General features: G+C 66.1%; 24 protein-coding genes. 13 read left to right on the forward strand and 11 right to left on the reverse strand.

Annotated elements, in window-relative coordinates:
- Window positions 1–20 precede the first annotated feature (20 nt).
- The 3 genes from ACHQ4I_RS05585 (at window position 21) to ACHQ4I_RS05595 (ending at window position 2,748) form a co-directional block, all read left to right on the forward strand.
- The gene (locus ACHQ4I_RS05585) at window positions 21–812 is read left to right on the forward strand and encodes an alpha/beta fold hydrolase (RefSeq protein ID WP_420770578.1); all 792 of its coding nucleotides are present in this window, start codon (window positions 21–23) and stop codon (window positions 810–812) included.
- Window positions 813–1,003: 191 nt separating this feature from the next.
- Window positions 1,004–1,984: a hypothetical protein gene (locus ACHQ4I_RS05590; RefSeq protein ID WP_420770579.1), complete on the forward strand. Its 981-nt coding sequence runs from the start codon at window positions 1,004–1,006 to the stop codon at window positions 1,982–1,984.
- Window positions 1,981–2,748 carry an SDR family NAD(P)-dependent oxidoreductase gene (locus ACHQ4I_RS05595; protein WP_420770580.1) on the forward strand — a complete coding sequence of 256 codons (768 nt, stop codon included), beginning with the start codon at window positions 1,981–1,983 and terminating at the stop codon, window positions 2,746–2,748. Before ACHQ4I_RS05590 ends, ACHQ4I_RS05595 begins: the two co-directional genes overlap by 4 nt.
- 35 nt (window positions 2,749–2,783) lie before the next feature.
- Here ACHQ4I_RS05595 and ACHQ4I_RS05600 read toward each other — a convergent pair whose 3' ends face one another.
- A complete protein-coding gene (locus tag ACHQ4I_RS05600) occupies window positions 2,784–3,383 on the reverse strand; it encodes a TetR/AcrR family transcriptional regulator (protein ID WP_420770581.1) in 600 nt (199 codons plus the stop codon).
- Between the two features lie 100 nt (window positions 3,384–3,483).
- On the opposite strand from ACHQ4I_RS05600, the gene ACHQ4I_RS05605 reads away from it, so the two are divergent.
- A complete protein-coding gene (locus ACHQ4I_RS05605) occupies window positions 3,484–4,665 on the forward strand; it encodes an FAD-dependent monooxygenase (protein WP_420770582.1) in 1,182 nt (393 codons plus the stop codon).
- 64 nt (window positions 4,666–4,729) lie between these two features.
- Here the strand turns inward: ACHQ4I_RS05605 and ACHQ4I_RS05610 are convergent, their stop codons facing one another.
- Window positions 4,730–5,560, reverse strand: coding sequence for a thioesterase family protein (locus tag ACHQ4I_RS05610; protein ID WP_420770583.1), 831 nt, complete (start codon window positions 5,558–5,560; stop codon window positions 4,730–4,732).
- Window positions 5,561–5,595: 35 nt separating this feature from the next.
- On the reverse strand, window positions 5,596–7,245 hold the full coding sequence (locus ACHQ4I_RS05615; RefSeq protein ID WP_420770824.1) for an acyl-CoA synthetase: 1,650 nt from the start codon (window positions 7,243–7,245) through the stop codon (window positions 5,596–5,598).
- A 105-nt stretch (window positions 7,246–7,350) separates the two neighbouring features.
- Here ACHQ4I_RS05615 and ACHQ4I_RS05620 point away from each other — a divergent pair, with 105 nt between their 5' ends.
- Window positions 7,351–8,127: a crotonase/enoyl-CoA hydratase family protein gene (locus ACHQ4I_RS05620; protein WP_420770584.1), complete on the forward strand. Its 777-nt coding sequence runs from the start codon at window positions 7,351–7,353 to the stop codon at window positions 8,125–8,127.
- 77 nt (window positions 8,128–8,204) lie between these two features.
- Here the strand turns inward: ACHQ4I_RS05620 and ACHQ4I_RS05625 are convergent, their stop codons facing one another.
- Window positions 8,205–8,621, reverse strand: a complete 417-nt coding sequence (locus ACHQ4I_RS05625) for a VOC family protein (protein WP_420770585.1) — start codon at window positions 8,619–8,621, stop codon at window positions 8,205–8,207.
- A gap of 161 nt (window positions 8,622–8,782) precedes the next feature.
- Between ACHQ4I_RS05625 and ACHQ4I_RS05630 the strand changes: the two genes are divergently transcribed.
- Window positions 8,783–9,787, forward strand: coding sequence for a sigma-70 family RNA polymerase sigma factor (locus tag ACHQ4I_RS05630; protein ID WP_420770586.1), 1,005 nt, complete (start codon window positions 8,783–8,785; stop codon window positions 9,785–9,787).
- Between the two features lie 267 nt (window positions 9,788–10,054).
- On the opposite strand, the gene ACHQ4I_RS05635 is transcribed toward ACHQ4I_RS05630, so the two are convergent.
- Both ACHQ4I_RS05635 and ACHQ4I_RS05640 read right to left on the reverse strand, forming a co-directional pair.
- A complete protein-coding gene (locus ACHQ4I_RS05635) occupies window positions 10,055–11,608 on the reverse strand; it encodes an acyl-CoA synthetase (RefSeq protein ID WP_420770587.1) in 1,554 nt (517 codons plus the stop codon).
- Between the two features lie 22 nt (window positions 11,609–11,630).
- Window positions 11,631–12,668 carry an LLM class F420-dependent oxidoreductase gene (locus ACHQ4I_RS05640; RefSeq protein WP_420770588.1) on the reverse strand — a complete coding sequence of 346 codons (1,038 nt, stop codon included), beginning with the start codon at window positions 12,666–12,668 and terminating at the stop codon, window positions 11,631–11,633.
- A gap of 142 nt (window positions 12,669–12,810) precedes the next feature.
- Here ACHQ4I_RS05640 and ACHQ4I_RS05645 point away from each other — a divergent pair, with 142 nt between their 5' ends.
- The 5 genes from ACHQ4I_RS05645 to ACHQ4I_RS05665 are packed head-to-tail and all read left to right on the forward strand — an operon-like array spanning window position 12,811 to window position 17,394.
- A complete protein-coding gene (locus ACHQ4I_RS05645) occupies window positions 12,811–13,803 on the forward strand; it encodes a Zn-ribbon domain-containing OB-fold protein (protein WP_420770825.1) in 993 nt (330 codons plus the stop codon).
- 9 nt (window positions 13,804–13,812) lie between these two features.
- Window positions 13,813–14,877: a thiolase domain-containing protein gene (locus ACHQ4I_RS05650; protein ID WP_420770589.1), complete on the forward strand. Its 1,065-nt coding sequence runs from the start codon at window positions 13,813–13,815 to the stop codon at window positions 14,875–14,877.
- Window positions 14,874–16,043 (forward strand): thiolase domain-containing protein, encoded by a 1,170-nt coding sequence (locus ACHQ4I_RS05655; protein WP_420770590.1) that lies wholly within the window; start codon window positions 14,874–14,876, stop codon window positions 16,041–16,043. Before ACHQ4I_RS05650 ends, ACHQ4I_RS05655 begins: the two co-directional genes overlap by 4 nt.
- Window positions 16,044–16,090: 47 nt before the next feature.
- Window positions 16,091–16,975 (forward strand): TIGR03619 family F420-dependent LLM class oxidoreductase, encoded by an 885-nt coding sequence (locus ACHQ4I_RS05660; RefSeq protein ID WP_420770826.1) that lies wholly within the window; start codon window positions 16,091–16,093, stop codon window positions 16,973–16,975.
- A gap of 2 nt (window positions 16,976–16,977) precedes the next feature.
- The gene (locus ACHQ4I_RS05665; protein WP_420770591.1) at window positions 16,978–17,394 is read left to right on the forward strand and encodes a nuclear transport factor 2 family protein; all 417 of its coding nucleotides are present in this window, start codon (window positions 16,978–16,980) and stop codon (window positions 17,392–17,394) included.
- A gap of 123 nt (window positions 17,395–17,517) precedes the next feature.
- On the opposite strand, the gene ACHQ4I_RS05670 is transcribed toward ACHQ4I_RS05665, so the two are convergent.
- Window positions 17,518–18,825 carry a cytochrome P450 gene (locus ACHQ4I_RS05670; RefSeq protein ID WP_420770592.1) on the reverse strand — a complete coding sequence of 436 codons (1,308 nt, stop codon included), beginning with the start codon at window positions 18,823–18,825 and terminating at the stop codon, window positions 17,518–17,520.
- A 99-nt stretch (window positions 18,826–18,924) separates the two neighbouring features.
- Here ACHQ4I_RS05670 and ACHQ4I_RS05675 point away from each other — a divergent pair, with 99 nt between their 5' ends.
- Both ACHQ4I_RS05675 and ACHQ4I_RS05680 read left to right on the forward strand, forming a co-directional pair.
- A complete protein-coding gene (locus tag ACHQ4I_RS05675) occupies window positions 18,925–20,088 on the forward strand; it encodes a steroid 3-ketoacyl-CoA thiolase (RefSeq protein ID WP_420770593.1) in 1,164 nt (387 codons plus the stop codon).
- A gap of 362 nt (window positions 20,089–20,450) precedes the next feature.
- Window positions 20,451–20,867 carry a helix-turn-helix domain-containing protein gene (locus ACHQ4I_RS05680; protein ID WP_011207048.1) on the forward strand — a complete coding sequence of 139 codons (417 nt, stop codon included), beginning with the start codon at window positions 20,451–20,453 and terminating at the stop codon, window positions 20,865–20,867.
- A gap of 313 nt (window positions 20,868–21,180) precedes the next feature.
- Here ACHQ4I_RS05680 and ACHQ4I_RS05685 read toward each other — a convergent pair whose 3' ends face one another.
- From ACHQ4I_RS05685 to ACHQ4I_RS05700, 4 genes are all read right to left on the reverse strand, one after another.
- On the reverse strand, window positions 21,181–22,191 hold the full coding sequence (locus tag ACHQ4I_RS05685; protein WP_420770594.1) for a hypothetical protein: 1,011 nt from the start codon (window positions 22,189–22,191) through the stop codon (window positions 21,181–21,183).
- On the reverse strand, window positions 22,188–22,703 hold the full coding sequence (locus ACHQ4I_RS05690) for an ImmA/IrrE family metallo-endopeptidase (RefSeq protein ID WP_387286469.1): 516 nt from the start codon (window positions 22,701–22,703) through the stop codon (window positions 22,188–22,190). The genes ACHQ4I_RS05685 and ACHQ4I_RS05690 overlap by 4 nt, the downstream gene beginning before the upstream one ends.
- Before the next feature lie 10 nt (window positions 22,704–22,713).
- Window positions 22,714–23,787 (reverse strand): hypothetical protein, encoded by a 1,074-nt coding sequence (locus tag ACHQ4I_RS05695; protein ID WP_420770595.1) that lies wholly within the window; start codon window positions 23,785–23,787, stop codon window positions 22,714–22,716.
- Between the two features lie 403 nt (window positions 23,788–24,190).
- Window positions 24,191–25,102 (reverse strand): SDR family oxidoreductase, encoded by a 912-nt coding sequence (locus ACHQ4I_RS05700; RefSeq protein ID WP_420770596.1) that lies wholly within the window; start codon window positions 25,100–25,102, stop codon window positions 24,191–24,193.
- Between the last annotated feature and the right edge of the window lie 30 nt (window positions 25,103–25,132).

Here is a 25,132-nt window from a genome sequence, read left to right on the forward strand (position 1 = left end):
AGTCTGACAGGAGCACGGTTATGCCCTTCGTAACCTCCGCTGGCGCGAAAGTGCACTTCGTCGACAGCGGGGGATCCGGGCCCGCGGTGGTGCTGGGGCACGCCTTCTTCATGGATCACGAAATGTTCGCCGACCAGGTCGCCGCGCTCGCACCGAAATATCGTGTGATCTCGATCGATGCGCGCGGACACGGGCTGACCGAACACGACGGCGGCGCATACAGCTGCTGGGATCTCGCCCGCGACGCCTGGTCGGTGCTCGACCAGCTCGGCATCGACCGGCTGGTCGTCGGCGGTGTCGGGCAGGGCGGGTTCACCGCGCTGCGGATGGCCTTGCTGTGCCCGCCACGAGTGGACGGGCTGATCCTGCTCGGCTGTTCGGCGCAGGCCTACAGCGACGTGCAGCGGATCGGCTATCGCCAGGTCACCGATGCTTGGATCGGGACCGGTCCGTTGACGGTGATCGCGAAGATGGTGGCGGGCTTGATCATCGGTGGTGATCGGACCGATCATCAACCATGGCTGGCCAAATGGTTGAGCGGTGACCGGGAACGCGTCGCCGCGGCGGCCGACTGTCTGATCAATGTGGACGACATCTCCGATCTCATCGGCGATATCACCTGCCCCGCGCTCTTGGTCCGCGGCGCCTTCGATCCGGCCTTCGATCACGACGTCATGGATTTGCTGACGAAGGGACTCGGCGGTCCCACGGAATTCCACACCATCGAGGGCGCCGCGCACACGCCGAATCTCACGCATGCGTGTGAAATCGATCAGCTGATGCTGCGATTCCTCGGGCGGCTCGGCCGGTAGTACTACCGACCAGGGGTACTACTGGCCAGGGGGTGGCCAATGCCTGGTTCGGCGAAACCCTTGCCCACAGGGGCGCCCACTTGGTGTATTCGATACGGCGACGCCGCCAATTCCGTTCCGGTCGAACGTGATTCACAGATACGCAGTGGGGGTGTCGCCATTGTGCGGCCCCGGCGTGGGTAGGACATGCAATGAGGGTTTCCTTTCTGTTCGGTGGACAGGTCAGTCTGACCGCCGAAGTCATCGATGAGTTCTGCGAGCGGTGTCCGTCCATCGCACTCGCCTACGAAGAAGCCGCCGCGGTGACCGGATTATCGGTGGACCGACTCCGCGCCAGGGAACTGGCCGCGGAAATGGCGAGTGAACCGGAGGATCGGCACAGCCTCGGCGCATTGCGCCAGGCCGCCTTCGCACTCGGTCTCGCCGAGGATCTGGCCGCACGCGGTTTCGAACCGGAGGCCGCCGGCGGACTGAGCCTGGGTGCGCTGATCAGCACCTGCGTGGCCGGAGCCGTGGAGCGGCACGAGTTGTTCGGCATGCTGCATCACCGCCGACTCGTGCCGGAATCGCCGGAAGGTGTTGCCGCACAGGGGATGGGGCTGATGTATACGCCGATCGGGGACGATCCGGCGAACTATTACGGTGAACGCCGCCCGGGAGTGCATCTCGCCGTGGATACCGGTCCGATCGATGACGTGCACCGATCGTTCGTGATTTCGGGTTATCTCACTGCGCTGCAAGAGATCCTGGCCGAAATCGAGGCATCGTCGGATACCCGCCAAATGTTCGTCCTGGACGCGTACAAAGGTGCGTTCCATTCGCCGCTGCAACAGCATGCCGCGGATTTCATGCGCGGATACGTCGACGGAATGACCTTCCACGATCCGAAATTCCCGGTCTGCTCGCCGGTACGCCAGCGCAGTTTGACCACCGCCGACGATATCCGGGATTTCGTGCTGCACAACAACTTGCTGTCCGCCCGCTACGAGCCGTTGATCCAGGAGATGGATCGCATCGGCATCCGCGGTGGCCTGATCCTCGGCCCCGGTCTGCCGCAGCCCGCAATTCGCCCCTTCCCGGTCGAATTGGTCGCCGAGCCGATCGATCTCGACCGGCTGCCCGAAATAGCGCGGCTGCTGGCCGAGCGGGATGCGCAGGTGCAGAGCGTATGAAGCGTTTCACGCAACGCCGCGTGCTGGTGACGGGCGCGGGTTCCGGTATCGGCCGGGCCATCGTCTTACGGCTGCTCGAGGAGGACGCGGAGGTGGTGGGCGTGAGCAGAACCGGCGATGGGCTCGCCAAGACCGCCCAGCTCGCGATGGATCACGGTCTGGGCGACCGGCTCACCGTCGCGGTGCTCGATATCGCGGACGAGACGGCCGTCGCGCGGACGGTGCCCGGCCTGGTGGCCGGGATCGGCGGCCTGGACGTGCTGGTGAACGCCGCTGGGATCGTGCGCATGTCGCATACTCACGACACCACGACCGAACTGTGGAATACCGTCCTCGGTACCAATCTGACCGGATCGTTCCTGGTGACCAGGACCGCCCTGCCCGCGTTGCTGGAGTCCGGGCGCGGGGTGGTGGTCAATATCAGCTCGAATGCCGCGTCCTATGCCGCGCCGTATCGCGCGGCGTACGCGGCGAGCAAGGGCGGACTGGAGGCCTTCACGCGGGTGCTGGCGCTGGAGTACAGCAAGCGGAATCTGCGCGCGGTCTGCGTCTCGCCCGGCGGCATCGAGACGGCCATGACCTACAGCCTGCTGGATGTGCCCCCGGATATCGATGCGAGCCTCATGAGCAAGATGGCTCCGGCCATCGGACCGCTGCTCGGCTCACCCGAGATGGTCGCCGGCGTGGTCGCGATGGTCGCCTCCGATGACGGCGAATTCATCACGGGCACAACGATTCACGTCGACGGTGGCGCTCATATCTAGAGCACGGCGAGCAGCCGGAGTGGGTAGGCGGCAATCTATCTGGGCGGGGGCTGGATCGGCGAGGAAGTCAGGTAACGCTGGAGGGTCGGTGCGATGTCCGCGATGATCTGGTCGTGGGTGAGGCCGACCACCGGCGGCAGCTCGAGCACATAGCGGCACAGCGCGAGTCCGAGCAATTGGGTGACGATCAAACCCCCGCGGCGCTGCGCATCGGCCGGATCGCCGAAGCGCAGCACCGCGGGCAACACCTGTTCGGCGAAGATCTGCCGAAAACGCTGGCTCACCGCCTCATCGGTGATCGATGAGCGCAGCAGGATCACCAGCACCTTGTTGTCGGGCCGGTCCTCCCAGATCGCCAGGAATCGGCGAACCAACAACTCGCCGAGGGCATCCGGATCGGCCGCGGCGAGATCCGGCAGATCCAGCCGCACATCGACGGCCGCGGCGAAGAGCCCGTCCTTACTGCCGAAATAGCGCATCACCATCGACGGATCGATCGCGGCATCGGCGGCGATGGCCCGGATGGTCGCCTTGGCGAAACCCTCGGCGGCGAAGCGCGCGCGGGCGGCCGCCAGGATGGCCGCGCGGGTGGCATCGGAGCGGCGCGCAGGGGTTTGATCAGGCTCGACGTTCATGCCAACAAGTGTAGGCCAACAACTGTTGACTTCCGCAAGCGGTGCGCGCTACGGTTATGCCAACAAGCGTTGGCCTACAGATGTTGACTCAGGAGTTCCAATGAACACCACCCCGCTGCCGGAGACCACTTCCGTCGTCATCGTCGGGGCCGGTCCGGCTGGTTTGACCACCGCGATCACCCTGGCCGATGCCGGTATCGACTTCGTCCTGCTGGACCGGCTCGCCGAGGGCGCGAACACCTCGCGCGCCGCGGTCGTGCACGCCCGGACCCTGGAGGTGCTCCAGGAACTCGGCATCGCCGAGGAACTCGTCGACCGCGGCATCGTGGTGCCGAACTTCCGGGTGCTCGACGGCGGCCGCACACTGGCGACCGTGCCGTTCGGCGGACTGCCGACCGAATACCCGTACACGCTGATGGTTCCGCAGGACACCACCGAGGCGGTACTGCTCGCGCGGTTGCGCAAGGCGGGCGGCGACGTGCAGCGGCCATACCAGATCACCCGGGTCGCCGACGAAAACGACGGCGTCACAGTCGAATACACCGATGAAAGCGGCGCCACCGGCCGTATCCGCGCGGACTATGTAGTCGGCGCGGACGGTATGCACAGCGTCGTGCGTGAGCAGGCGGGTATCGGGTTCACCGGTGCCACCTACCCGGAATCCTTCGTACTCGCGGATGTCCGGATGGACTGGCCGATCGCGCGTGAAGAAGTGGCACTGCATCTTTCGCCGGAGGGCGTGACGGTGGTCGCCCCGCTGCCCGACGATATCGAGCCGAACCGGTACCGGGTCGTGGCCACCGTCGCCGAGGCCCCCGAACACCCGACCGCCGAGGAGATCCAGACCATCCTGGACACTCGCGGACCGGGCGGCGATGTGAAAGTCCGTGAGGTGGTGTGGAGCTCGCGGTTCCGGGTGCACCACCGCGTCGCCGACCACTACCGTGCGGGCCGCCTCCTGCTGGCCGGAGACGCCGCGCATGTGCACAGCCCGGCGGGCGGGCAGGGTATGAACACCGGCATCCAGGACGCGGCCTTCCTCGGACCGCTGCTGGCCCGGGTCGTCAACGGTGCGCCCGATACCGTGCTGGACACCTACGAAACCACCCGCCGCCCAGTGGCTCTCGGCGTCGTCGCCTTCACGGACCGGATGACCAAGATGGCGACCCTGCGCCCGCTTCCGGCCCGGATCATCCGCAACACCGTCATGACACTGGCGACCCGCATTCCCGCGGTCCGCACCAAGCTGGCCTTCCGCCTCGCGGAACTCGCCAACCGCTGACCCCGATGCCAGCACATTCGCACCCGCCGGGCAGCGCCCCGGCGGGCCGTTCGTCCGATGACCACTACATATTCGCGGCCTTCACGTGATTGATCCCGTTGGAGAAATCGACCTGTCGCTCGGCATTCGACAACGCGGTCACCACACAGGTCCCGAAGGACCCCAGCCGATCGAACAGCGTCGCGGTTCCCACCGCGATGCCATCCGCGCTGAGGTGCGAATCGGCTTCGAGGCCGATTTCCGGTCCGACGGCGGGCCGCGCGAGTGCCAGCGTCAGATCGGTATTGATGAAACCGATTCCGGCACTGCCCCAATTGGTCATCATGCTGGTCGCCTCGCCGATCATCGCCGCACCGACGAATGCGGACGGTGTCTGCCCCTCGATCAGCCGCATCGGCACCTGCCAGGTCCGTTTGCGACTGCCGTTCTGATGCTCGCCGATCCGCCGCGACCAGCCATCGGCGTGGGCGTCACTGCCCCACATCGGCGCACGCGGCAGGCTCGTTGGCGGGGAGATCTCGACCGGCGGCGGCTCGGGTCGATCGCGCCGGGTCCACAACTCCCCCGGCGGCTGTGCCGACTGCTTCAAGAAGATCGCCGTCGCCCTGGCCACGTCCGCGCCGTCCTGCATCAGCGCGGCATCCGCCACCCGGATCCGCCGCCCGTCCCGCACCAGTTCGGTGACCACCTGAACCGGTTTCGTGCGCGTCGGCCGAAAGAGATCGACGGTCAACCTGGCGGGCACGAATCCGGGCAGACCGTGTTCGCGTTCGAGTGCCCGCGCCAGCAGGCCACAGATCGCGGGACCGTTGACCATATCGGGCGACCAGGCACTCGCGGCGAACGGCAACGGCTCGAAGCCGAGTGCGGTCTCCTCGAAAAACCCCAAGCGCATTACCAATTCGCTCCCCGCTGTTCGCGTACTCGGTGCTACTTGCTGCCCGCCTCGGCGTGCTCGTCGGCCGGACGCTCCTCGGTTTGCGCCTTGGCCCAACGGTAATCGGGCTTACCCGCCGGATTGCGCTTGATCTGATCGACGTACCACACGCTGCGCGGCTGCTTGTAGGGCGCGATCTCCTGCATGAGCACCGGACGCAGCTCGTCGAGGGTGGGGCGCTTATCGCCGCGACACTGCACGACCGCCGCGACCCGCTGTCCCCAGCGCTCGTCGGGTACGCCGACGACCAGCGCGTCGAAGACCTCGGGGTGGATCTTGAGCGCGCCCTCGACCTCCTCCGGGTAGATCTTCTCGCCGCCGCTATTGATGCTCACCGAACCGCGGCCGAGCATGGTGACGGTGCCGTCCTCCTCGACCCGGGCGTAGTCGCCGGGGATGGAGTAGCGAATTCCGTTGAACTCCTTGAACGTCGCCTTGGTCTTGGCCTCGTCCTTGTAGTAGCCCACCGGGATGTGGCCGCTGCGCGCGAGGAAACCGACCTGCCCGGAGCCCGGCGCCACCGGATTGCCCTGATCGTCGAGCACCTGGGTGGCGGCATCGATCTTCACCCGCGGGCCGCCGGTGTGGTTGGCGCCCTTGGCGACGACGGACAGACCGCCGAAGCCGGTTTCGGAAGACCCGATGGAATCGGTGATCATCCGGTTCGGCAGCCGTTCCAGGAACTGGTCTTTGAGCGTCGGCGAGAACAGCGCCGCACTGCTGGCGATCAGATACAGGCTCGAAAGATCGTAGGGCTGACCGGTTTCCGGATTGCCCTCGACGAGTGCGTCCATCATCGGGCGGGCCATGGCGTCACCGGTGATGAAGATGAGGTTGATCTTGTGCCGGTCGATGTGCTGCCACACGCCGTGTCCGGTGAACTCCGGAATCATCACGGCCTTACCGCCGTCGAACAGGCTGTGGAAGGTCGCCGTCTGCGAGCCGCCGTGGATCATCGGCGGAATCGGGAACCGCACCATCTGCGGATTACCCGCACCGGTCTTGGCCTGATGCCATTCGTCCTCGACGTATTCGCCGGTGATGAAATTGATGCCGCCGCCGAGCACGCGCCACCAGTCTTCGTGCCGCCACATCACGCCCTTGGGCAGGCCGGTGGTGCCGCCGGTGTAGAGCATGAAGATGTCGTCGGCGGAGCGCTCGCCGAAGTCGCGCTCACCGGACGACTCGGCCAGCGCCGTCTCGTATTCCACCGAATCGGCTGCGGTCGCGATGGTGCCGGTCGTATCGTCGTCCACGACGATGACCGTCTTCAGCAGGGGGGTATTCGGGCGAACCCCGGCCACCCGGTCGCTGTAGCGACGCTCGTGGATCAGCGCGACCATATCCGAATTGTCGAAGATGTACTGCAACTCGTTCTCGACATATCGGAAGTTCACGTTGATCATCACGGCGCGGGCCTTGAAGACCGCGACCATGGCCTCGACGGCCTCGATCGTGTTGCGCGAATAGATGCCCACCTTGTCGCCCGGTTGGACACCCTGTTGCAGCAGGTAGTTGGCGAGCTTGTTGGCCCGCTCCTCCAGCTGCGCGTAAGTCACCTCGCGGCCGTCGTCGGCCAGCGCTACGCGGTCGGGCATCAGATCGATGGCGTGTTCGACTAGGTCCGCTATGTTGTAGCTCACAGAGCTAAAAATAGAACGTGTTACTGTTTCTGACAAGGCCGAATTTGCCCACCCCGGCCGGCTCCGCCGACCTGCCTCCCCCTGGAAAGTCAGGAGAATCTCCCAATGCCAGATTGCCTCGTCGAGAAGCGCGATCACGTCCTCATCGTCACCATGAATCGGCCCGAGGCCCGCAATGCCCTTTCGGCCGAGATGATGGCGATCATGCGCGACGCCTGGGACCAGGTGGACAACGATCCCGATATCCGCGTCGCGATCCTGACCGGTGCGGGCGGTGCGTTCTGTGCCGGCATGGACCTCAAGGCGATGACCGCCAGGCACCCCGGCGACAACGCGAGCAGCTTCGATCCGACCAAATTGGAGGCGCTGCTCAAGGGCCGCCGACTCACCAAACCGCTGATCGCGGCGGTGGAGGGCCCGGCCATCGCCGGTGGCACCGAGATCCTGCAGGGCACCGATATCCGAGTGGCCGCCGAAGGCGCGAAATTCGGTGTCTCCGAAGCACGTTGGGGTCTGTTCCCGCTCGGCGGCTCGGCCGTTCGGCTGGTCCGCCAGATTCCCTACACCGTCGCCGCCGACATTCTGCTGACCGGCAGGCACATCACCGCCGCCGAGGCCAAGGAGATCGGGCTGATCGGGCATGTGGTCCCGGACGGCACCGCATTGGACAAGGCCCTCGAACTCGCCGCCCAGATCGCGGCCAACGGCCCCCTCGCGGTGCAGGCGATTCTGCGCACCATCCGGGAGACCGAGGCGATGCCGGAAGAGGCCGCCTTCCAGATCGAGGCGAAACTCGGCATGACGGTCTTCCGGTCGGCCGATGCCAAGGAGGGCCCGAAGGCCTTCGCCGAGAAGCGCAAGCCCACCTTCACCGGCAGCTGAATCCCGTTGTCGCCGAGGCGAATCGAATGGTGGTACCGGGGTCACTCCGGCCACCGTTCGACCGGCGTCGGCGGGGATCAATTGCCTGGGTAGTCCATCCAGAAGGGCTCCCATTGGTGGCCGTCCGGATCGATGAAGGTGCGGCCGAACATGCCGACCTGGGCCTCCTGGGCGCGTCGGTCCTCGTTGAATTCCTCGGTGGCGCCCGCGGCCAGGGCGGCATCGGTGAGTGCGTCGACCTCTTGTGCGCTGGCCAGCGATAACGCGTACGCGCCGCCGGTGGTCGCGATCGTGTCGGCGATCGGGCGCTTGCTGAAGGTGGAGTAGAAGTCCTTGGTCAGCAGCATGGCGCAGATGTTGTCGTCGATGACGATGCAGGCGGCGTTGTCATCGGTGAAGTCCTGGTTCACCTTCCAGCCGATCGCCTCATAGAAGTTCTTGGACCGGCCCAGGTCTGCGACGGGGAGATTGATGAAGATCATCTTGCTGGGCATGCGTGGTCCTTAACGTCGTCTTCGGCGGTTTCTATATGAAGACGGCGCGAGCGCGCGAAACTCATCGCTGCCCGGCGTCGTGCGGCCGGATGATCTTGATTGCGCAGGTAGCGGCCCTTTAGACCTCGAATGTGTCGGTGGGCTGTGGCAGGGTGACACCCATGAACGACTCGTCCGGCTCCACCGTCGGCCACACTCCGGACGTCCTCGAGTCCTTCGAGGGACATCGGCGGGAGCTGTGTGCCTACGCCTATCGCATGCTCGGCTCGTCCTTCGAAGCGGAGGACGCGGTACAGGAGACCTTCACCCGCGCGTGGAAGTCGTACGACTCGTTCGAGGGTCGGGCCAGCCTACGGTCCTGGCTGTACAAGATCACCACCAATGTCTGCCTCGATATGCTCGACGGCCCGCAGCGCCGGGCCAGGCCGATGGATCTGTCCGGGCCGTCGCGGCCGGATTCGCCGCTGCCCATGCCGCAGCCGGATTACGTCTGGATCGAGCCGATCCCCAACGCACTGGCCTTCGGATCGGATCCGGCCGAGCACGCCTCCGCCAAGGACACGCTGCGGCTGGCATTCGTCGCCGCCTGTCAGCATCTGCCCGCCACCCAGCGCGCCATCCTGATCATGCGCGAGGTGCTGCGCTTCTCGGCCAGCGAGACGGCCGAGGCGCTCACCATGTCCCCCGCATCGGTGAACAGCGCACTGCAGCGCGCCAGGGCCACCATGTCGAAGGTGCAGCCGACCGCCACCGACACCTACGACGAAACCGATGACAACCAGCGCAAACTCGTCGACGATTTCGTCAAGGCCTTCGAGGCCTACGATATGGACACCCTGACCACCCTGCTGAAAACCGATGTGGCTCTGTCCATGCCGCCGATCGAACTCTGGGTCTCGGGACCGGAGAACGTGGCCGCGTTCATGCTCGGCCACGGCAAGGGTTGCCGCGATTCCCGCATGATCCCCCTGGCCGGCGCCAACGGCCTGCCCGCCTTCGGCCACTACAAGCCGAGCGAAACCGAGCCGGGCGTCTGGCTGCCCTGGTCCATCACGGTGCTGGAACTGGACGGCGACTCGATCGCCGGACTCAACTTCTTCCTCGACACCGAAAAACTGTTCCCGCTCTTCGGCTTGGCGCCGGAGTTGCGCGAACCGGTTGGGTGAGGTTGGGTTCGGGGTCCAGGCGGGGGTCCGCGGAGGGATGGGGTCCGGGGACGGGGAAGGTTCGTGCAGGGACGGGCGGAATCGAGCACGCGAACCGGTTGCTCGAGGTTGGGCGGGTCGAGCCGGTCGCGGCGGGTCGAGCCGGAAGGCAGGTCAGACGGCCGGGCCAAGTGGCGGCCGGACAGTGGCGCAGAACCAATGAACGTCGCGCAGAGGGTATAGCGTCTGCGCGAGGTTCATTGGGTGTGCGACAGCGATTTCAGTCTGTTAGGCCGGGATGTAGCGGTCGCGGAGTTTGCGTTTGTAGAGTTTGCCGTTGGGGTCGCGGGGGAGTTCGTCCAGGTAGTCGATGGAGCGGGGCATTTTGTATTTCGCCAATTGGGTTGCGGCGAAGGCCAGTAGCTCGGTGGTGAGTTCGTCGTTGCCCTCGACACCGGCGACCGGCTGGACGACGGCCTTGACCTCCTGGCCCCAATCCGGGTGGGGCAGACCGAAGACCGCGACATCCTCGACCTTCGGGTGGGTGGTCAGGACGTTCTCGATCTCGGCCGGGTAGATGTTCACGCCGCCGGACAGGATGAGATCGGAGCGGCGGTCGTGCAGGTAGAGGTAGCCGTCCTCGTCGAGGTGGCCGATGTCGCCGACCGTGAAAAGGTCACCGACCCTTGACTCTTCGGTCTTTTCCTTGGCGTGGTGGTATTCGAAGCTGGACGCACCCATGCGCATGTAGACCAGACCAGTCTCGCCCGCGGGCACTTCGGAGCCGTCTTCCTCGCTCAGCACCTTGATCACCGACCAGGGCCAGGCCTTGCCGACCGAACCGGGCTTGCGCAGCCACTCGGTCCCGTTGATCACGGTGCCGCCGCCCTCGGTCGCCGCGTAGTACTCGGTGACCGTCGGGCCCCACCACTCCAGCATCTGCCGCTTGGTCTCGGCCGGGCACGGCGCCGCGCCGTGCACCATGCTGCGCAGCGAGGAGACGTCGTACTTGGCGCGCACCTCTTGCGGCAGGGCGAGCAGCCGGTGGAATTGGGTCGGCACCATATGGCTGTGGGTCACGCGATGCTTCTCGATGAGATGGAGCATGTCCTCGGCATCCCAGCGATCCATCAGAACGACCTTGTGCCCCAACTGGATCGAGATGGTCGCGAAGTTCAGCACGGCGGTGTGGTACAGCGGCGAACCGCAGATGTGCACGTGATCGTCGTAGGGCTGCAGCCCGAACAAACCGAAGAACGCGGGCGACTGCGCCGGAACGATATCCGGGTCGGTGCCGGTGAGCGGACGCCGAACCCCCTTGGGACGCCCCGTGGTTCCCGAGGTGTAGAGCATCGGCGCGCCGGTGGTCCGGTTATCGGGCCGACCGGTATCGGCCGCACCCAGCCACGACACCGACTTGAAGCCCTCGATCTCGCCGACCGCGAAGCGCGCGGTGGCGGGCAGGCCGGCCTCATCCGCCGCGGCGATCGCGGCGGCAGCGAACCGGTCGCTCGCGATGAAGGCCTTGGCCTCGCTGTCGGCCAGGATGTAGGCGACTTCCGGGCCGGTCAGATGCCAGTTCACCGCGACGATGTACAGCCCGGCCTGATAGGCCGCGAAGTAGGCGGCGACCGCCTCGACGCAGTTGTGCACCATGCTGACCAGCACGTCACCGGGCTGTAGCCCCAGTGCCCGCAGGCCGGTGCCGTAACGGTTTGCGAGCGTGGCCAGTTCGCGATAGGTCACCTCGCGGCCGGATGGATCCACCAGGGCGATCCGATCGGGTTCCGCGTTCGCGATGTTCCACAGACCGAGAATTTCTTTTGACTCCTGCACCGTCACCCCTACGAATTTAGAACGTGTTCTACATCTGTACAAGGGGTGCGAGCCGATGCAATTGCTCGATATCTGGAACAGACACCAGCATCTCGGTGACACCCGCGGCCTCCCACACCCCGAGTTGCTTACGCACATGCTCCTCGTCGCCGATGATCGCGGTATCCAAAATCAGCTCATCCGGCACCATGGCGGCCGCCTCGGCCTTCTTCCCGGCTTGGAAGAGCCGACCGATCTCGTCGACCTCGCGCTCGTAACCCATCCGCCGGTAGACCTGCGCGTGGAAGTTCAGCTCCGGCGCACCCATGCCGCCGATGTAGAGCGCCATGATCCAGCGCATCCGCTCGAGCTCGCCCTTGGGATCGTCGGTGATCACCACCTGACAGCTCGCGGCGATCTCGAAATCCGCCCGCGAACGCCGCGCGCCCGCCCTGGCGAAGCCCTCGTCGAGCCAGTCGTTGTACATCCCGGCCAGCCGCGGCGCGTAGTAGATCGCGAGCCAGCCGTCGGCGATCTCGGCCGTCAGCGCGACATTCTTCGGCCCCTCCGCACCCAGCCAGATCGGCAAATCCGCTCGTAGCGGGTGCACGATCGGCTTGAGCGGCTTGCCGAGCCCGGTCGATCCCGGCCCGGTGTAGGGCAGCGGATACTGCGGCCCATCATTGGTGACCGGCGCCTGCCGCTCCAGGATGCGGCGAATGATGCCGACGTACTCCCTGGTGCGCTGCAACGGCTTGGCGAACGGCTGCCCGTACCAGCCCTCGACCACCTGCGGCCCGGACACGCCGAGCCCGAGGATGGCCCGGCCGCCGCTGAGATGGTCCAGGGTCAGCGCGTGCATGGCGGTGGCGGCGGGCGTGCGCGCCGACATCTGCACCACCGAGGTGCCCAGCCGCACCCGATTCGTCGACGAGCCCCACCACATCAGCGGACCGAAGGCATCCGACCCCCAGGATTCGGCGGCGAACACCGCGTCGAAACCGGCCGCCTCGGCGGCGACCACCAACTCACCGGCATTCTGCGGCGGCTGCGCCATCCAGTAGCCGAGTTGCAATCCGAACTTCATGGTCGACCTCTTTCCACACAACTTCTTGCCACCAGAATAAGAACCTGTTCTACTCGATGTCGTGACTCAGGGGAATACTGCATCCGGGACAATCGCGGATTAGAGAGGGGCGAAATTGAACACTGCGTCGCGCAGCGACTCCATGAGGGGCGGTGGTCGGGGCTCGAGTGGGCACACTGCCGTGCCCGACGTACTCAGCGCACCCCTTCGGGTGCAATTCGACTACACGCGGTCGGTCGGACCGACCATCGGCACCTTCCTGGCCGCGCTGCGCGCCCGCAAGGTCGTCGGCGTGCGCGGCTCGGACGGGCGGGTGCTGGTGCCGCCGCCGGAATACGATCCGGTCACCTCCGCACCGCTGACCGAATTCGTCGACGTGGCCGATACCGGCACCGTCCGGTCCTGGACCTGGGTGCGCGATACGCTGCCCGGTCAGCCCTTCGACCGCCCGTTCGCCTGGGCGCTGATCCAGCTCGACGGAGCAGACACCACCTTGCTGCACGCGGTCGACGTGGCCGCCCCCGAGGACATCCACACCGGACTGCGAGTGGTCGCGCGCTGGGCCGCCGAGACCACCGGCAGCATCAAGGACATCGCCTGCTTCGAACCGGGCGAAACCTCCACCGCACCAGCGGAATCCGACGCCGACGGCGAGCCGATCACGGTGATCACCACGCCGGTCGACCTGAACTACATGCACAGCGCCTCGCCGCAGGAGACCATCTACCTGCGCGGACTGGCCGAGGGCAAACTGCTCGGCGGGCGCACGGACGCCGCGGGCAAGGTGTACTTCCCGCCGCGCGGCGCCAACCCGACCGACGGCCGACCGACCGACGAAATCGTCGAACTGCCCGACCGCGGCATTGTCACCACCTTCTGCATCGTGAATGTGCCGTTCCTCGGCCAGCGGATCAAGCCGCCGTATGTCGCGGCGTATGTGCTGCTGGACGGCGCTGATATCCCGGTGCTGCACCTGGTGCTCGGGTGCGAGGCGAGCGAGGTGCGGATGGGCATGCGGGTGGAGGCGGTGTGGAAACCGCGCGAGGAGTGGGGCTTCGGGCTCAGCAATGTGGACCACTTCCGCCCCACCGGTGAGCCGGATGCCGACTACGAGACGTATAAGCACCACCTCTGAGAGGCCACGTTGACCAACGCAGTAACAGGCGTAAGCGCCAAATCTGGCACCGACATCGCGGTCGTGGGATTCGCCCACGCACCGCATGTGCCGGAGACCTTCGGCACCACCAACGGTGTCGAGATGCTGGTGCCCATCTTCCAGCAGCTCTACACCCAGCTCGGCATCACCAAGTCCGATATCGACTTCTGGTGCTCCGGTTCCTCGGATTACCTCGCGGGCCGGGCCTTCTCGTTCATCTCGGCGGTCGACGCCATCGGCGCGGTGCCGCCGATCAACGAATCGCATGTCGAAATGGACGCCGCCTGGGCGCTGTATGAGGCCTTCGTGAAACTGCGCTCCGGACAGGCGAAGACGGCACTGGTCTACGGCTTCGGCAAGTCCTCCGCCGGCACGCTGCGCCAGGTTCTGACCATGCAGCTCGATCCATACCTGGTCACACCGCTGTGGCCGGATTCGCTGTCCATCGCGGGTCTGCAGGCGCAGGCCGGACTGGATGCGGGGCGCTGGACCGAACGGGATATGGCCGCGGTCGCCGCCGGTGACTCCGGCGATGTCGAAACTCTGCTCGCCACACCGTATGTCGCCGATCCGCTGCGCGCGCACGATGTCGCGCCGATCACCGACGGAGCCGCCGCGATCGTGCTGGCCGTCGGCGACCGGGCGCGTGAACTCTGCGAGCGTCCGGCCTGGATCACCGGCATGGCGCACCGGGTGGACACACCCAATCTCGGCGCCCGCGATCTGACCGTCTCACCGTCGACTTCGGCTGCGGCACAGTCGGTTACCGGCGGCGATACCAGCGGCTTCGATATCGCGGAACTGCATGCGCAGTTCAGCCATCAGCAGCTGATCCTCGCCGAGGCCATTGGCCTGCGACCCGAAACCAAGGTGAATCCGTCGGGCGGCGCGCTCGCCGCCAATCCGATGTTCGCGGCGGGCCTGGAGCGCATCGGCTTCGCGGCCGAGGCCATCATGGCGGGCACCGCGAATCGGGCGCTCGCCCATGCCAGCAGCGGTCCGGCCCTGCAACAGAACCTGGTAGCCGTTTTGGATTCGGAGGCGAGCCGATGAGCTTTCCCGCTGCGGTGCTCGGCACCGGACAAACCCATCACGTGACGAAACGAACCGATGTGTCCATGGCAGGCATGTGCCGCGAGGCGATCGATCGTGCACTCGTCGATGCCGGACTCACCATCGCCGATATCGATGCGGTGGTGGTCGGTAAGGCGCCGGACTTCTTCGAGGGCGTCATGATGCCCGAGCTGTATCTGGCGGATGCGCTGGGCGCCACCGGAAAACCGCTGTTGCGCGTGCACACCGCCGGATCCGTCGGCGGCTCCACCGGTGTCGTGGCCGCCAACCTGGTGCAGGCCGGGGTGCACAAGCGGGTGCTCGCCATCGCCTGGGAGAAGCAGTCGGAATCGAATGCCATGTGGGCGTTGTCGTTTCCGGTGCCCTTCACCATGCCGGTCGGCGCGGGCGCGGGCGGTTACTTCGCACCGCATGTGCGTTCCTATATTCGCCGGTCGAACGCGCCGAGCCATATCGGCGCGATGGTGGCGGTGAAGGATCGGCGCAATGGCGCCAAGAACCCGCTCGCACATCTGCACCAGCCCGATATCACGCTGGAGAAGGTGCTCTCCTCCCAGATGCTGTGGGATCCCATCCGATTCGACGAGACCTGCCCGTCCTCCGATGGGGCGTGCGCCGTGGTCATCGGTGACGAGGAGGCGGCCACCGCCGTGGAGGCCACCGGCAAGAAGGTCGCCTGGGTGCACGGCACCGCCATGCGCACCGAGCCGACCACCTTCGCCGGACGCGATCAGGTCAATCCGCAGGCCGGACAGGATGCGGCCGCCGCGCTGTGGCAGGCGGCCGGAATCACCGATCCGCTCAACGAGATCGACGTGGCCGAGATCTACGTGCCGTTCTCCTGGTTCGAGCCGATGTGGCTGGAGAACCTGGGCTTCGTCCCGCAGGGCGACGGTTGGAAGCTCACCGATAAGGGCGAAACCGAAATCGGCGGCACGCTGCCGGTCAACCCGTCCGGTGGCGTGCTCTCCTCGAACCCGATCGGCGCCTCCGGCCTCATCAGGTTCGCCGAGGCGGCCAAACAGGTGATGGGCCGGGCCGGGGACTACCAGGTCGCCAATGCCAAGAAGGCGCTCGGACACGCGTACGGCGGTGGGTCGCAGTACTTCTCGATGTGGGTTGTCGGCGTGGAGAAGCCTCGCTGACGCTCGGGTCAACGGAGATCTACCAGAAAGGCATGCATATGGTGCCGCTGAAGTTCACCCTCGGTATCGCACTGAGTCCGCTGGAGCAGTTGCCCGAGTTGGCGAAGACCGCAGAGGAGTGCGGGTTCTCCTCGATCGCGCTACCGGATTCGCTGTTCTACATGCAGTCGGCGTCGGCGAAGTATCCCTACACCGCCGACGGCAGTCGCTTCTGGGGTCCGGAGACGCCATGGGTCGACCCGCTCATCGGCGCGACCGCCATGGCCGCGGTGACCAGCCGAATTCACTTCTACACCAACGTACTCAAGCTCGGTTCGCGCAATCCGCTATTGCTCGCACGCCAGGTCGGCTCCGTGGCCAACCTCTCCGGCAATCGCTTCGGCTTCGGCGTCGGGATCGGCTGGGCGCCGGAGGAATTCGAGTGGTGCGGGGTGCCCTACGCCAAGCGCGGCGCGCGGGTCGACGAGATGATCGAGGTCATCAAGTTGGTGCTCGGCGGTGGCATGGTCGAATATCACGGGGAATTCTTCGACTTCGACCCGCTGCAGATCAGTCCGGCGCCGAGCGAGCCGGTGCCGTTCTATATCGGCGGCCACACCGAACCCGCACTGCGCCGGGCGGCCAAGGTGGGCGACGGCTGGACTTCGGCGATGATGACCTACGCCGAACTGTGCGCCACCATCGGCAAGCTCGACGCGCTGCGCGCCGAATTCGGCCGCGAGAGTGTGCCGTTCGAGATCCAGGCGGTCTGTGTCGATAAGTTCGGCCGCTCCGGATATCAGGATCTGGCCGATGCCGGGGTGACCGATGCGATCGTGATCCCGTGGCTGGCCGATGGCATCGGCTTCGACGGTGAACTGGTGGCCAAGCAGGAGTCACTGCGCCGCTTCGCCGCGAAGAATATCGAGGAACCCATCGTCGCGAGGGCGTGAGTATGAGTACTGCCGAACATCCAGCACGGGCCGCCGGGCTCGCATCGCAGGCCGCGGTGCGAGCACGGGATAAGCAGGCGTGGGTCGACCTGTTCGCGACCGACGGCATCGTCGAAGATCCCATCGGCCCTTCGGGTTTCGACCCGGAGGGTAAGGGCCATCGCGGTAAGGAGGCCATCGCCGCATTCTGGGATATGGCGATCGCGAAGACCGATTCGATCGAATTCCGCTTCGAGGACTCCTTCGCCTGCGGTAACGAGATCGCCTTCACCGGCCTGATCCGCACCAAGATGGGCGGTCACCAGATCGATGCCGAGGGCGTATTCACCTACAAGGTTGACGAAACGGGCAAAATCGCTGCTCTGCGGGCATTTTGGGAGGTGGACCGCGCCATGGCGACGGCCGAGCCCATTACCTGAGCGCGCTGCCTCACCCCTCGGGGCAGCACAAAGGGGCCCTCGTACCGGCAAGGGGACTGCCGATACGAGGGCCCTTTCGTGTCGGGACCCAGGCCGCCGACACAAGCCTGGGTCCGCGGCGGCTCAGTGCGCGACCGGGCAGCCCGAGCCCTGGTAGTCGACCGGGAACTCCTTGACACCGTTGAGCCAACCCGAGCGCAGCCGCTTCGGATCACCGAGCTTGGTGATATCGGGCATGACGTCGGCGATGGCGTTGAAGATCAGGTCGACCTCCATCCGCGCCAGATTCGCGCCGATGCAGAAGTGCGCGCCGGTGCCGCCGAAGGACAGGTGCTGGTTGTCCTTTCGGGTGATGTCGAACTGGCCCGGGTTCTCGAAGACATCCTCGTCGAAGTTGGCCGAACGGTAGAGCATGACCACCCGTTGACCCTTCTTGATCTGCACGCCACCGAGTTCGGTGTCCTCGAGCGCGGTGCGCTGGAACGAGGTGACCGGGGTCGCCCACCGGATGATCTCGTCGGCGGCGGTGGCCGGGCGCTCCTTCTTGAACAGCTCCCACTGATCCGGATGCTCGAGGAAGGCCGCCATGCCGTGGGTGATCGCATTGCGGGTGGTCTCGTTGCCCGCCACGGCCAGCATGATCACGAAGAAGCCGAACTCCTCCGGCGTCAGCTCATCGCCGTCGACATCCGCCTCGATCAGCTTGGTCACGATGTCGTCGGCCGGACATTCCTTGCGCGCCGCGGCCATTTGGTAGGCGTAGCCGAGCACCTCGGCGGAGGCGGCGACCGGATCGGCCTCGTTCTCCGGATCGTCGTATCCGGTCATGTCATTGGACCAGGTGAAGACCTTCCTGCGGTCTTCCTGTGGGATGCCGATCAGCTCGGCGATGGCCTGCAGCGGCAGTTCCGAGGCGACCTGGGTGACGAAGTCGCCGGATCCGTTTTCCACCGCCTCCTTCACGATGGATTCGGCCCTGGCCTTCAGTTCGGCGCGCAGGCCGTTGATCACGCGCGGGGTGAAACCACGGGAGATTATCTTGCGCAGCTTGGTGTGCTGGGGCGCGTCCATGTTCAACAGGACGAAACGCTGCAGTTCGATCTGCTCACGGGTGATGTCGTCATTGAAGCGCGGGATCGCGGTGTTCTCGAAGGTGGAGAACACTTCGCTGCGGCGCGACACCTCCTTGACGTCCGCATGCTTGCTCACCACCCAGAAGCCGTCGTCATGGAAGCCACCGATCTCGGCCGGCTGTGGATTCCACCAGATCGGTGCGGTACGGCGCAGCTCGGCGAACTCCTCCACCGGAACACGCTCGGCATAAATGTCCGGGTCCGTGACATCGAACCCATCCGGCAGATTCGGCCGGGCGTTGCGCGGGTCTACCACCAGATGTCTCCTTCGACAAACTGAAACACGTTCTACAATCATTCAAGCATAAGCTGCATAATGAGGGAAGAACAGGACAGATTCACCTGCCACAGGCATGAACACACGTTTCATTTTTCTGTCCCAGAAGAAAGGTTGGACATGGGCACACCCGTCATCGTCGAGGCCGCTCGCACCCCCATCGGCAAGCGCGGCGGCTGGCTCGCCGGCCTGCACGCCGCCGAACTGCTCGGCCTGGCCCAGCGCGGACTGCTCGAAAAGGCGCACCTGGATCCGGCCATGGTGGAGCAGGTCATCGGCGGCTGCGTCACCCAGGCCGGTGAGCAGTCCAATAACGTCACCCGGGTCGCCTGGCTGCACGCCGGACTGCCGTGGCAGGTCGGCGCCACCACCGTCGACGCCCAGTGCGGATCGGCACAGCAGGCCAACCACCTCATCGCCGGACTGATCGCGACCGGGGCCATCGATATCGGCATGGCCTGCGGCGTGGAGGCGATGAGCCGAGTTCCCTTGGGCGCCAACGTCGGCGAGCACGCCGGCCCGCGTCGGCCGGCATCCTGGAATATCGATCTGCCGAACCAGTTCGAGGCGGCCGAGCGTATTGCCAAGCGGCGCGGCATAACTCGCGAAGACATCGATGAACTGGGCGTCCGTTCGCAGCGCCTGGCCGCCCAGGCCTGGGCCGAGGGACGCTTCGATCGCGAGGTGCTGCGCGTGACGGCGCCCGCCGTCGACAAGGCAGGCAACCTCACCGGCGAGAAGCTGGACGTGACGAGGGATCAGGGCCTGCGCGAAACCACGCTCGAAGGTCTGGCGAAGCTGAAGCCGGTGCTCGAGGGCGGAATCCACACCGCGGGCACCTCATCGCAGATCTCCGACGGCGCGGCCGCGGTACTGCTGATGGACGAAAAGGCCGCGCAGCGAGCGGGTTTGCGCCCGCGCGCCCGGATCGTCACCCAGGTGCTGGTCGGTGCGGAGCCCGAGTTCCATCTCGACGGCCCGGTACAGGCCTGCACCCGACTGCTCGAACGTTCCGGAATGAATATCGGCGACATCGACCTTTTCGAGATCAATGAGGCCTTTGCGGCAGTTGCACTTTCGTGGGCCTCTGTACACAAACCAGACATGGACCGGGTAAATGTAAACGGCGGTGCGATTGCACTCGGACATCCGGTGGGTTCAACCGGATCTCGGCTCATCACAACGGCTTTGCACGAACTGGAGCGATCCGGCGGCAGTACCGCGATGGTGCTCATGTGCGCAGGTGGCGCATTGGCGACAGGTACCATCATCGAGAGGTTGTAGGAGTTTCAACTAATTCCGCGCCGTTGGTTGAACGTTCATCCCAATCAGCCCAAAACGTGTCGTACGCCACACAAACACCAGCACAGAGCACTCGATGACCCGTCAGCTATCTTTCGGTTATCATTGACCTGACGGGGAGCGCCCCCGCGACGGGCCAGAACCTGTTCACACCACGTATTCCCAAGAGCCGTTGGCGTGACCCGCAAACGCAACCGTCGCAGTGCCTTCCCCGGAGCGGCACCTAGAAGCTTCAAGGAAATCCCGAATCAGGCGTAGGTTTTCAGTTACTGAGCCGCTAATATCAATGATACGTATCCGAGATAACGACTGTTAGTACAGCGAAGGGAATTGGGCGGCTCACAATGGCTGATTTCGCGGCGCGGCTGAACAAGCTGTTCGAAACCGTGCATCCCCCGGGGCGCAAGCCGCACACCAACGCGGAGGTTGCGGCTGCGCTTACGGCCTCCGGGCATCCGATCTCGAAACCGTACCTCTCGCAGTTGCGGTCGGGACAGCGGACCAACCCGTCGGACGAAACGGTGGCTGCACTGGCCAAGTTCTTCAAGGTCAAGCCGGACTACTTCTTCAACGACATCTATGCCGCCAAGATCGATCACGATCTGGAGTTGCTGTCCCAGCTGCAGGGCTATGGGCTGCGACGGCTGTCGAGTAGGGCGTTCGATCTGTCCGAAGAATCACAGAACCTCCTCACCTCCATGGCGGAGAAATTGCGGGCAAGTGAAGGTCTGCCCGAAATTCCTCCGGATGGCACCGAATAGGTTCTCCCACAGCGCAGTACGGTGCGACCCACAGGGTCGCACCGTACTGCGTCATGGGTATCACCCCGCCAGGACCAAGGCGCACGCTCTGCGCCCCTAAAGTTATGGGCTTGGTGGTGGGTACAGGGTTGCGATAAAAGCGCGCCCTAGATAGACCCGGTACTGATGAAATCAGTTGCGCGGATACGTCTGTAGACACAAGGAATCCGGCACGGCGGAAGCGGTGCCGGATTCCTTGCTATGTCAAGCTTATTGAATACCCGGAGCGAGTCCTTCAGAATGCTTCGAGCCGATCGGTTTTGGTGTCACCCGATCAATTCCGGCCGGGCGCCGAGGCGGTCGCTTCGTAGGCGCGCGCGATTGCCTGGACCCAGCCGCGGGGACTAATACCCTCCGGCGGAGCAATCCACCTCGCGTCGACCACCACCTCGCCCAACGGGTTTCGCGCCCACTGCGCGACCCGGTCGGCCCGCGCGGACACCAGCGGCGGTGGCGGACCGGCGGCGACCAGCTCGACGCCACCGCCGGATTGCAGGTACAACGCGTCCATGATCTGCGCGACCTGATCAGAGGCCTTGAGCTGAGTGGAGGTGCCCGTCTGTTCGTGCGCGACCACCTCCGGGAACCGCCCGACCATGATCCGGTGCAGAACCTTGGTCTGCCGCAACAATATTCGCGCGCGCACCCACAGTTCCACCACGATCCACACCGCGCCGAAGGCGATGAGCAGGCCGGCGGCCTCCCAGGCGGGCCAGGCCCAATCCGGTTGGCCCGGTTTCGCGACCGGTGCGTCGATGAAGGCCCGGCGGATCTGCAGTACGGCGAGCACCGCGACGAGCGCGGTTCCGGTGGTGTACATCGCGATACCGCGACCGAGCGCGGTCCAGTCCAGGTTGCGCACACCGGTGATGACGATGAAAACGCAGCCGAACGCGACCACTATCCAGCCGAAAGTGGTGGACCAGAAGAGGTTTACCGCCACCGCGACCGAGCCGATGCCATAGATCACGAACGCGATCTGACGCAGATTGCGACGCGAGACGACCGGCCACGCCGCCGAGGCGACCACCGAGGTCGCGGTCGCGAAGAGAATCCAGGCCGATGCCACGACGCCGTCGGCGAGCGTGCCCGAATGCAGGCCGCGCGGCAGCAGATGGTCGATCGCCAGCGCGATCTCGGGAACCGCGACGGTGGCCGCGAGTGCGACCGCGGCGACCGCGATGACGATCGCCACCCGCGCGGTCGTCGCCGGCTTCACCAGCACGCGCCCCACCCGGGCGCCGGCGGCAACCCAGACCAGCATGGCCGTCAACCAGAGGGTCATCCCAGCGCCTCATCGAATCGAAGGACCGAGACGCCGGCGCCTCGGCTGTTGAATACGCGCAGTCGGGTCATCAACATGGCGGCGAAGGTCTCGGCCTCCCATTCGGCGAGTTCGTCCGCGCCGTCGTCGACGATCTGCTGATGCGCCCGCTGACTGAGCATGTAGGCGATCAGATCGTCACTGGCCTCCAGCGTCACCTCGGGCGCGGGCGCGCCCTCGTGGTCGAAGACGATGTGGCCCAATTCGTGCGCGAGCGTATGGTCGCGGCTCGGCAGTGCGGTCGCCAGCACGATCACGTCGCGGTCCGGATAGAACCTGCGCTGGCCGCAGACGCCGGGACCCAGTTCCGCACTGGCGATTTCGATCTCGCGGCGCCGCTCGCTGGCGATGGAGGCGACGACCTCCTCCAGGGTGGTCGCATCGGAATCCGCGGCGACGGCGCATACCGCGTCGACCGCCGCCGCGACCCGTCGGTAGGCCCGCAGTCCGCTCTGGGTCCTGCTCTCAGTCATCGAACGCCCCTTACGTCCTCGGTCCGAAGAACTCGGCACGCGCGGCGTCGATGCGGGCCTGTGCGGCCGACGCACTCTGGAAACTCACGGCGCCGGAAGCGGTTCCGGCCAACGCGAGCGCGATCAGTCCGCCGACCACGCCGAGCACATTGGGCGTGGGCAGACCGTCGTCGGCGCTGGTCGGCCGGACATCCGGATTCGGCTTGGCCGGGGCCGCGGGCGGCGCGGCCGGAGGCGCGGGGGGTGGTGGCGGCGGTGCCTGCTCCGGCGCGGGTGCGGGCGGCGCGACTACCGGGATCGGTGCGATCTGCGGCGCCGCCGGTGCGGGCGGGACGATGATCGGAACGGACGGCACCGCCGGTGCGGGCGGCGTCGGCAGCGGGATCAGCAGCAACAGCAGCGGGGAGGCCGAGCCGACCGCGGCCGAGCCGACGGCCGCGGAACCTACAGCGGCGGAGCCGGTTCCGACCGAACCGGCGCCGGCCGAGCCAAGGCCGAGGGTGCCGACACCCGCGGAACCAACCCCGGCGGAGCCGACACCGGCCGAGCCGACTGCGGCCGACCCCGTAACGCCCAGTGCGGATCCCGTGCCGACGGCGGCGGAACCGACTGCGGCAGAACCGGTGCCGAGCGCGGCGGAACCCGTGCCGAGCACCGCCGAACCCGTACCCGCGGCCGCGGAGCCGACCGCTGCGGAACCCGTACCGAGAATGGTTGCGACACCGGCCGAACCGGTGCCGATGATCGCGCCTACGCCCGCGGACCCGGTGCCGATGATGGTTCCGACACCGACCGACCCGCCGCCGAGGAGTACACCGAGCAGACCCGTCGCGCCGGCGGCCGCGGAGCCGGCGGCGGCCGAACCCGCCGCTGCCGAACCGGGACCGGCGGCCGAGTTCACACCCGCGGCGGCATCGGTCGGATCGACCGGTGAGCCGACATTCGACTGGCCTGGAATCGTCAGCGGCATCCACACGTCGCCGATCGCGTCCGGCGTGGGGTTATTGGGGCCCGCACACTGCGGACACGTCCCGCCGGGCTGAGCCTCGGCCGACACTGCCCCGAGGAGTGCGAAGCCGGCCACGGTCGCAAGTACTGCAATCACACGTGACGTGCGACCAACGGCCATGCGCCAGCCTTCCCTCATTCGATATAGCGCAGATCTCTTGCCCGGTCGCAACACACAAATTCCGGGACTTCAACGGACGGGAGCCCATAGTAAACCTCAGCCCAAATCCGCGCAGTCGGTCGGGCCGCGCACAGCAGATGCCGCGCCCGACCGGCCATCCGTCCGGATCCGGTCGAGCACCGAGAGCATGTCGTCGAAGTTATCGCTCACGACCCGCCACTCGGAACGGCACGAGCGTGCCAATCTCCATACTCTGCAACGCTTGTCGCACGGCGAGCCATTCAAACGGATGCCGCGAGATCCGGCGTCCCAACGGGGCCACTGGACGCAGCCACCGTTGATCCGAACAGCGGAGCGCTCAGGCGCCGTACACGGGCTCCGGCGGGGTGGACTTGGCGATCAGGTCGGCGACCACCGGACCGAGTTCGGCGGGGTTCCAGCGAGCGCCGCGATCCACGGCGGTGCCGTGCCGCCAGCCATCGGCCAGTGCGACCTTGCCGCCCTCGACCTCGAACATGCGGCCCGTGACAGCGGCGGATTGCGGGCTGCCGAGCCAGACGACGATCGGCGAGATGTTTTCCGGGGCCATGGCGTCGAAGCCGTCCTCGGGGGCGGCCATGGTTTCGGCGAAGACGGTCTCGGTCATCCGGGTGCGGGCGGCGGGGGCGATGGCATTGACGGTGACGCCGTAGCGTGCGAATTCGGCCGCTGCGGTGAGGGTCAGGCCCGCGATGCCCGCCTTGGCAGCGCCATAGTTGCCCTGGCCGACGCTGCCCTGCAGGCCCGCGCCGGAGCTGGTGTTGATGATGCGGGCATCGACCGGACGACCGGCTTTGGACTCGCCGCGCCAGTATTCGATGGCGTGCCGCATGGTCGCGAAATGGCCCTTGAGGTGCACCCGGATCACCGCGTCCCACTCGTCCTCGCCGAGATTCACCAGCATCCGGTCGCGCACGAATCCGGCATTGTTGACCAGCACGTCCAGACCGCCGAAGGTGTCGACGGCCTGGCGGATCAGGTTGCGCGCACCGTCCCAGTCCGCGATGTCGTCGCCATTGGCCACGGCCTCGCCGCCGAGCGCCTTGATTTCGGCGACGACCTGTTCGGCAGGCGTCTCGCTGGTCGCCGCACCGTCCAGGGCGGAGCCCAGATCGTTGACCACCACGCGCGCTCCGGCGGCGGCGAAGGCGAGTGCGTGCGCCCGGCCGATGCCGCGGCCCGCACCGGTGACAATGACGACGCGCCCCGCGCAGATCTGCTCGGTGTCCATAACCTGTTGTGTCCTCTTCGTTTTCGGGTT

It is taken from the genome of Nocardia nepalensis, assembly GCF_048910785.1.
Lineage (GTDB): Bacteria > Actinomycetota > Actinomycetes > Mycobacteriales > Mycobacteriaceae > Nocardia > Nocardia nepalensis.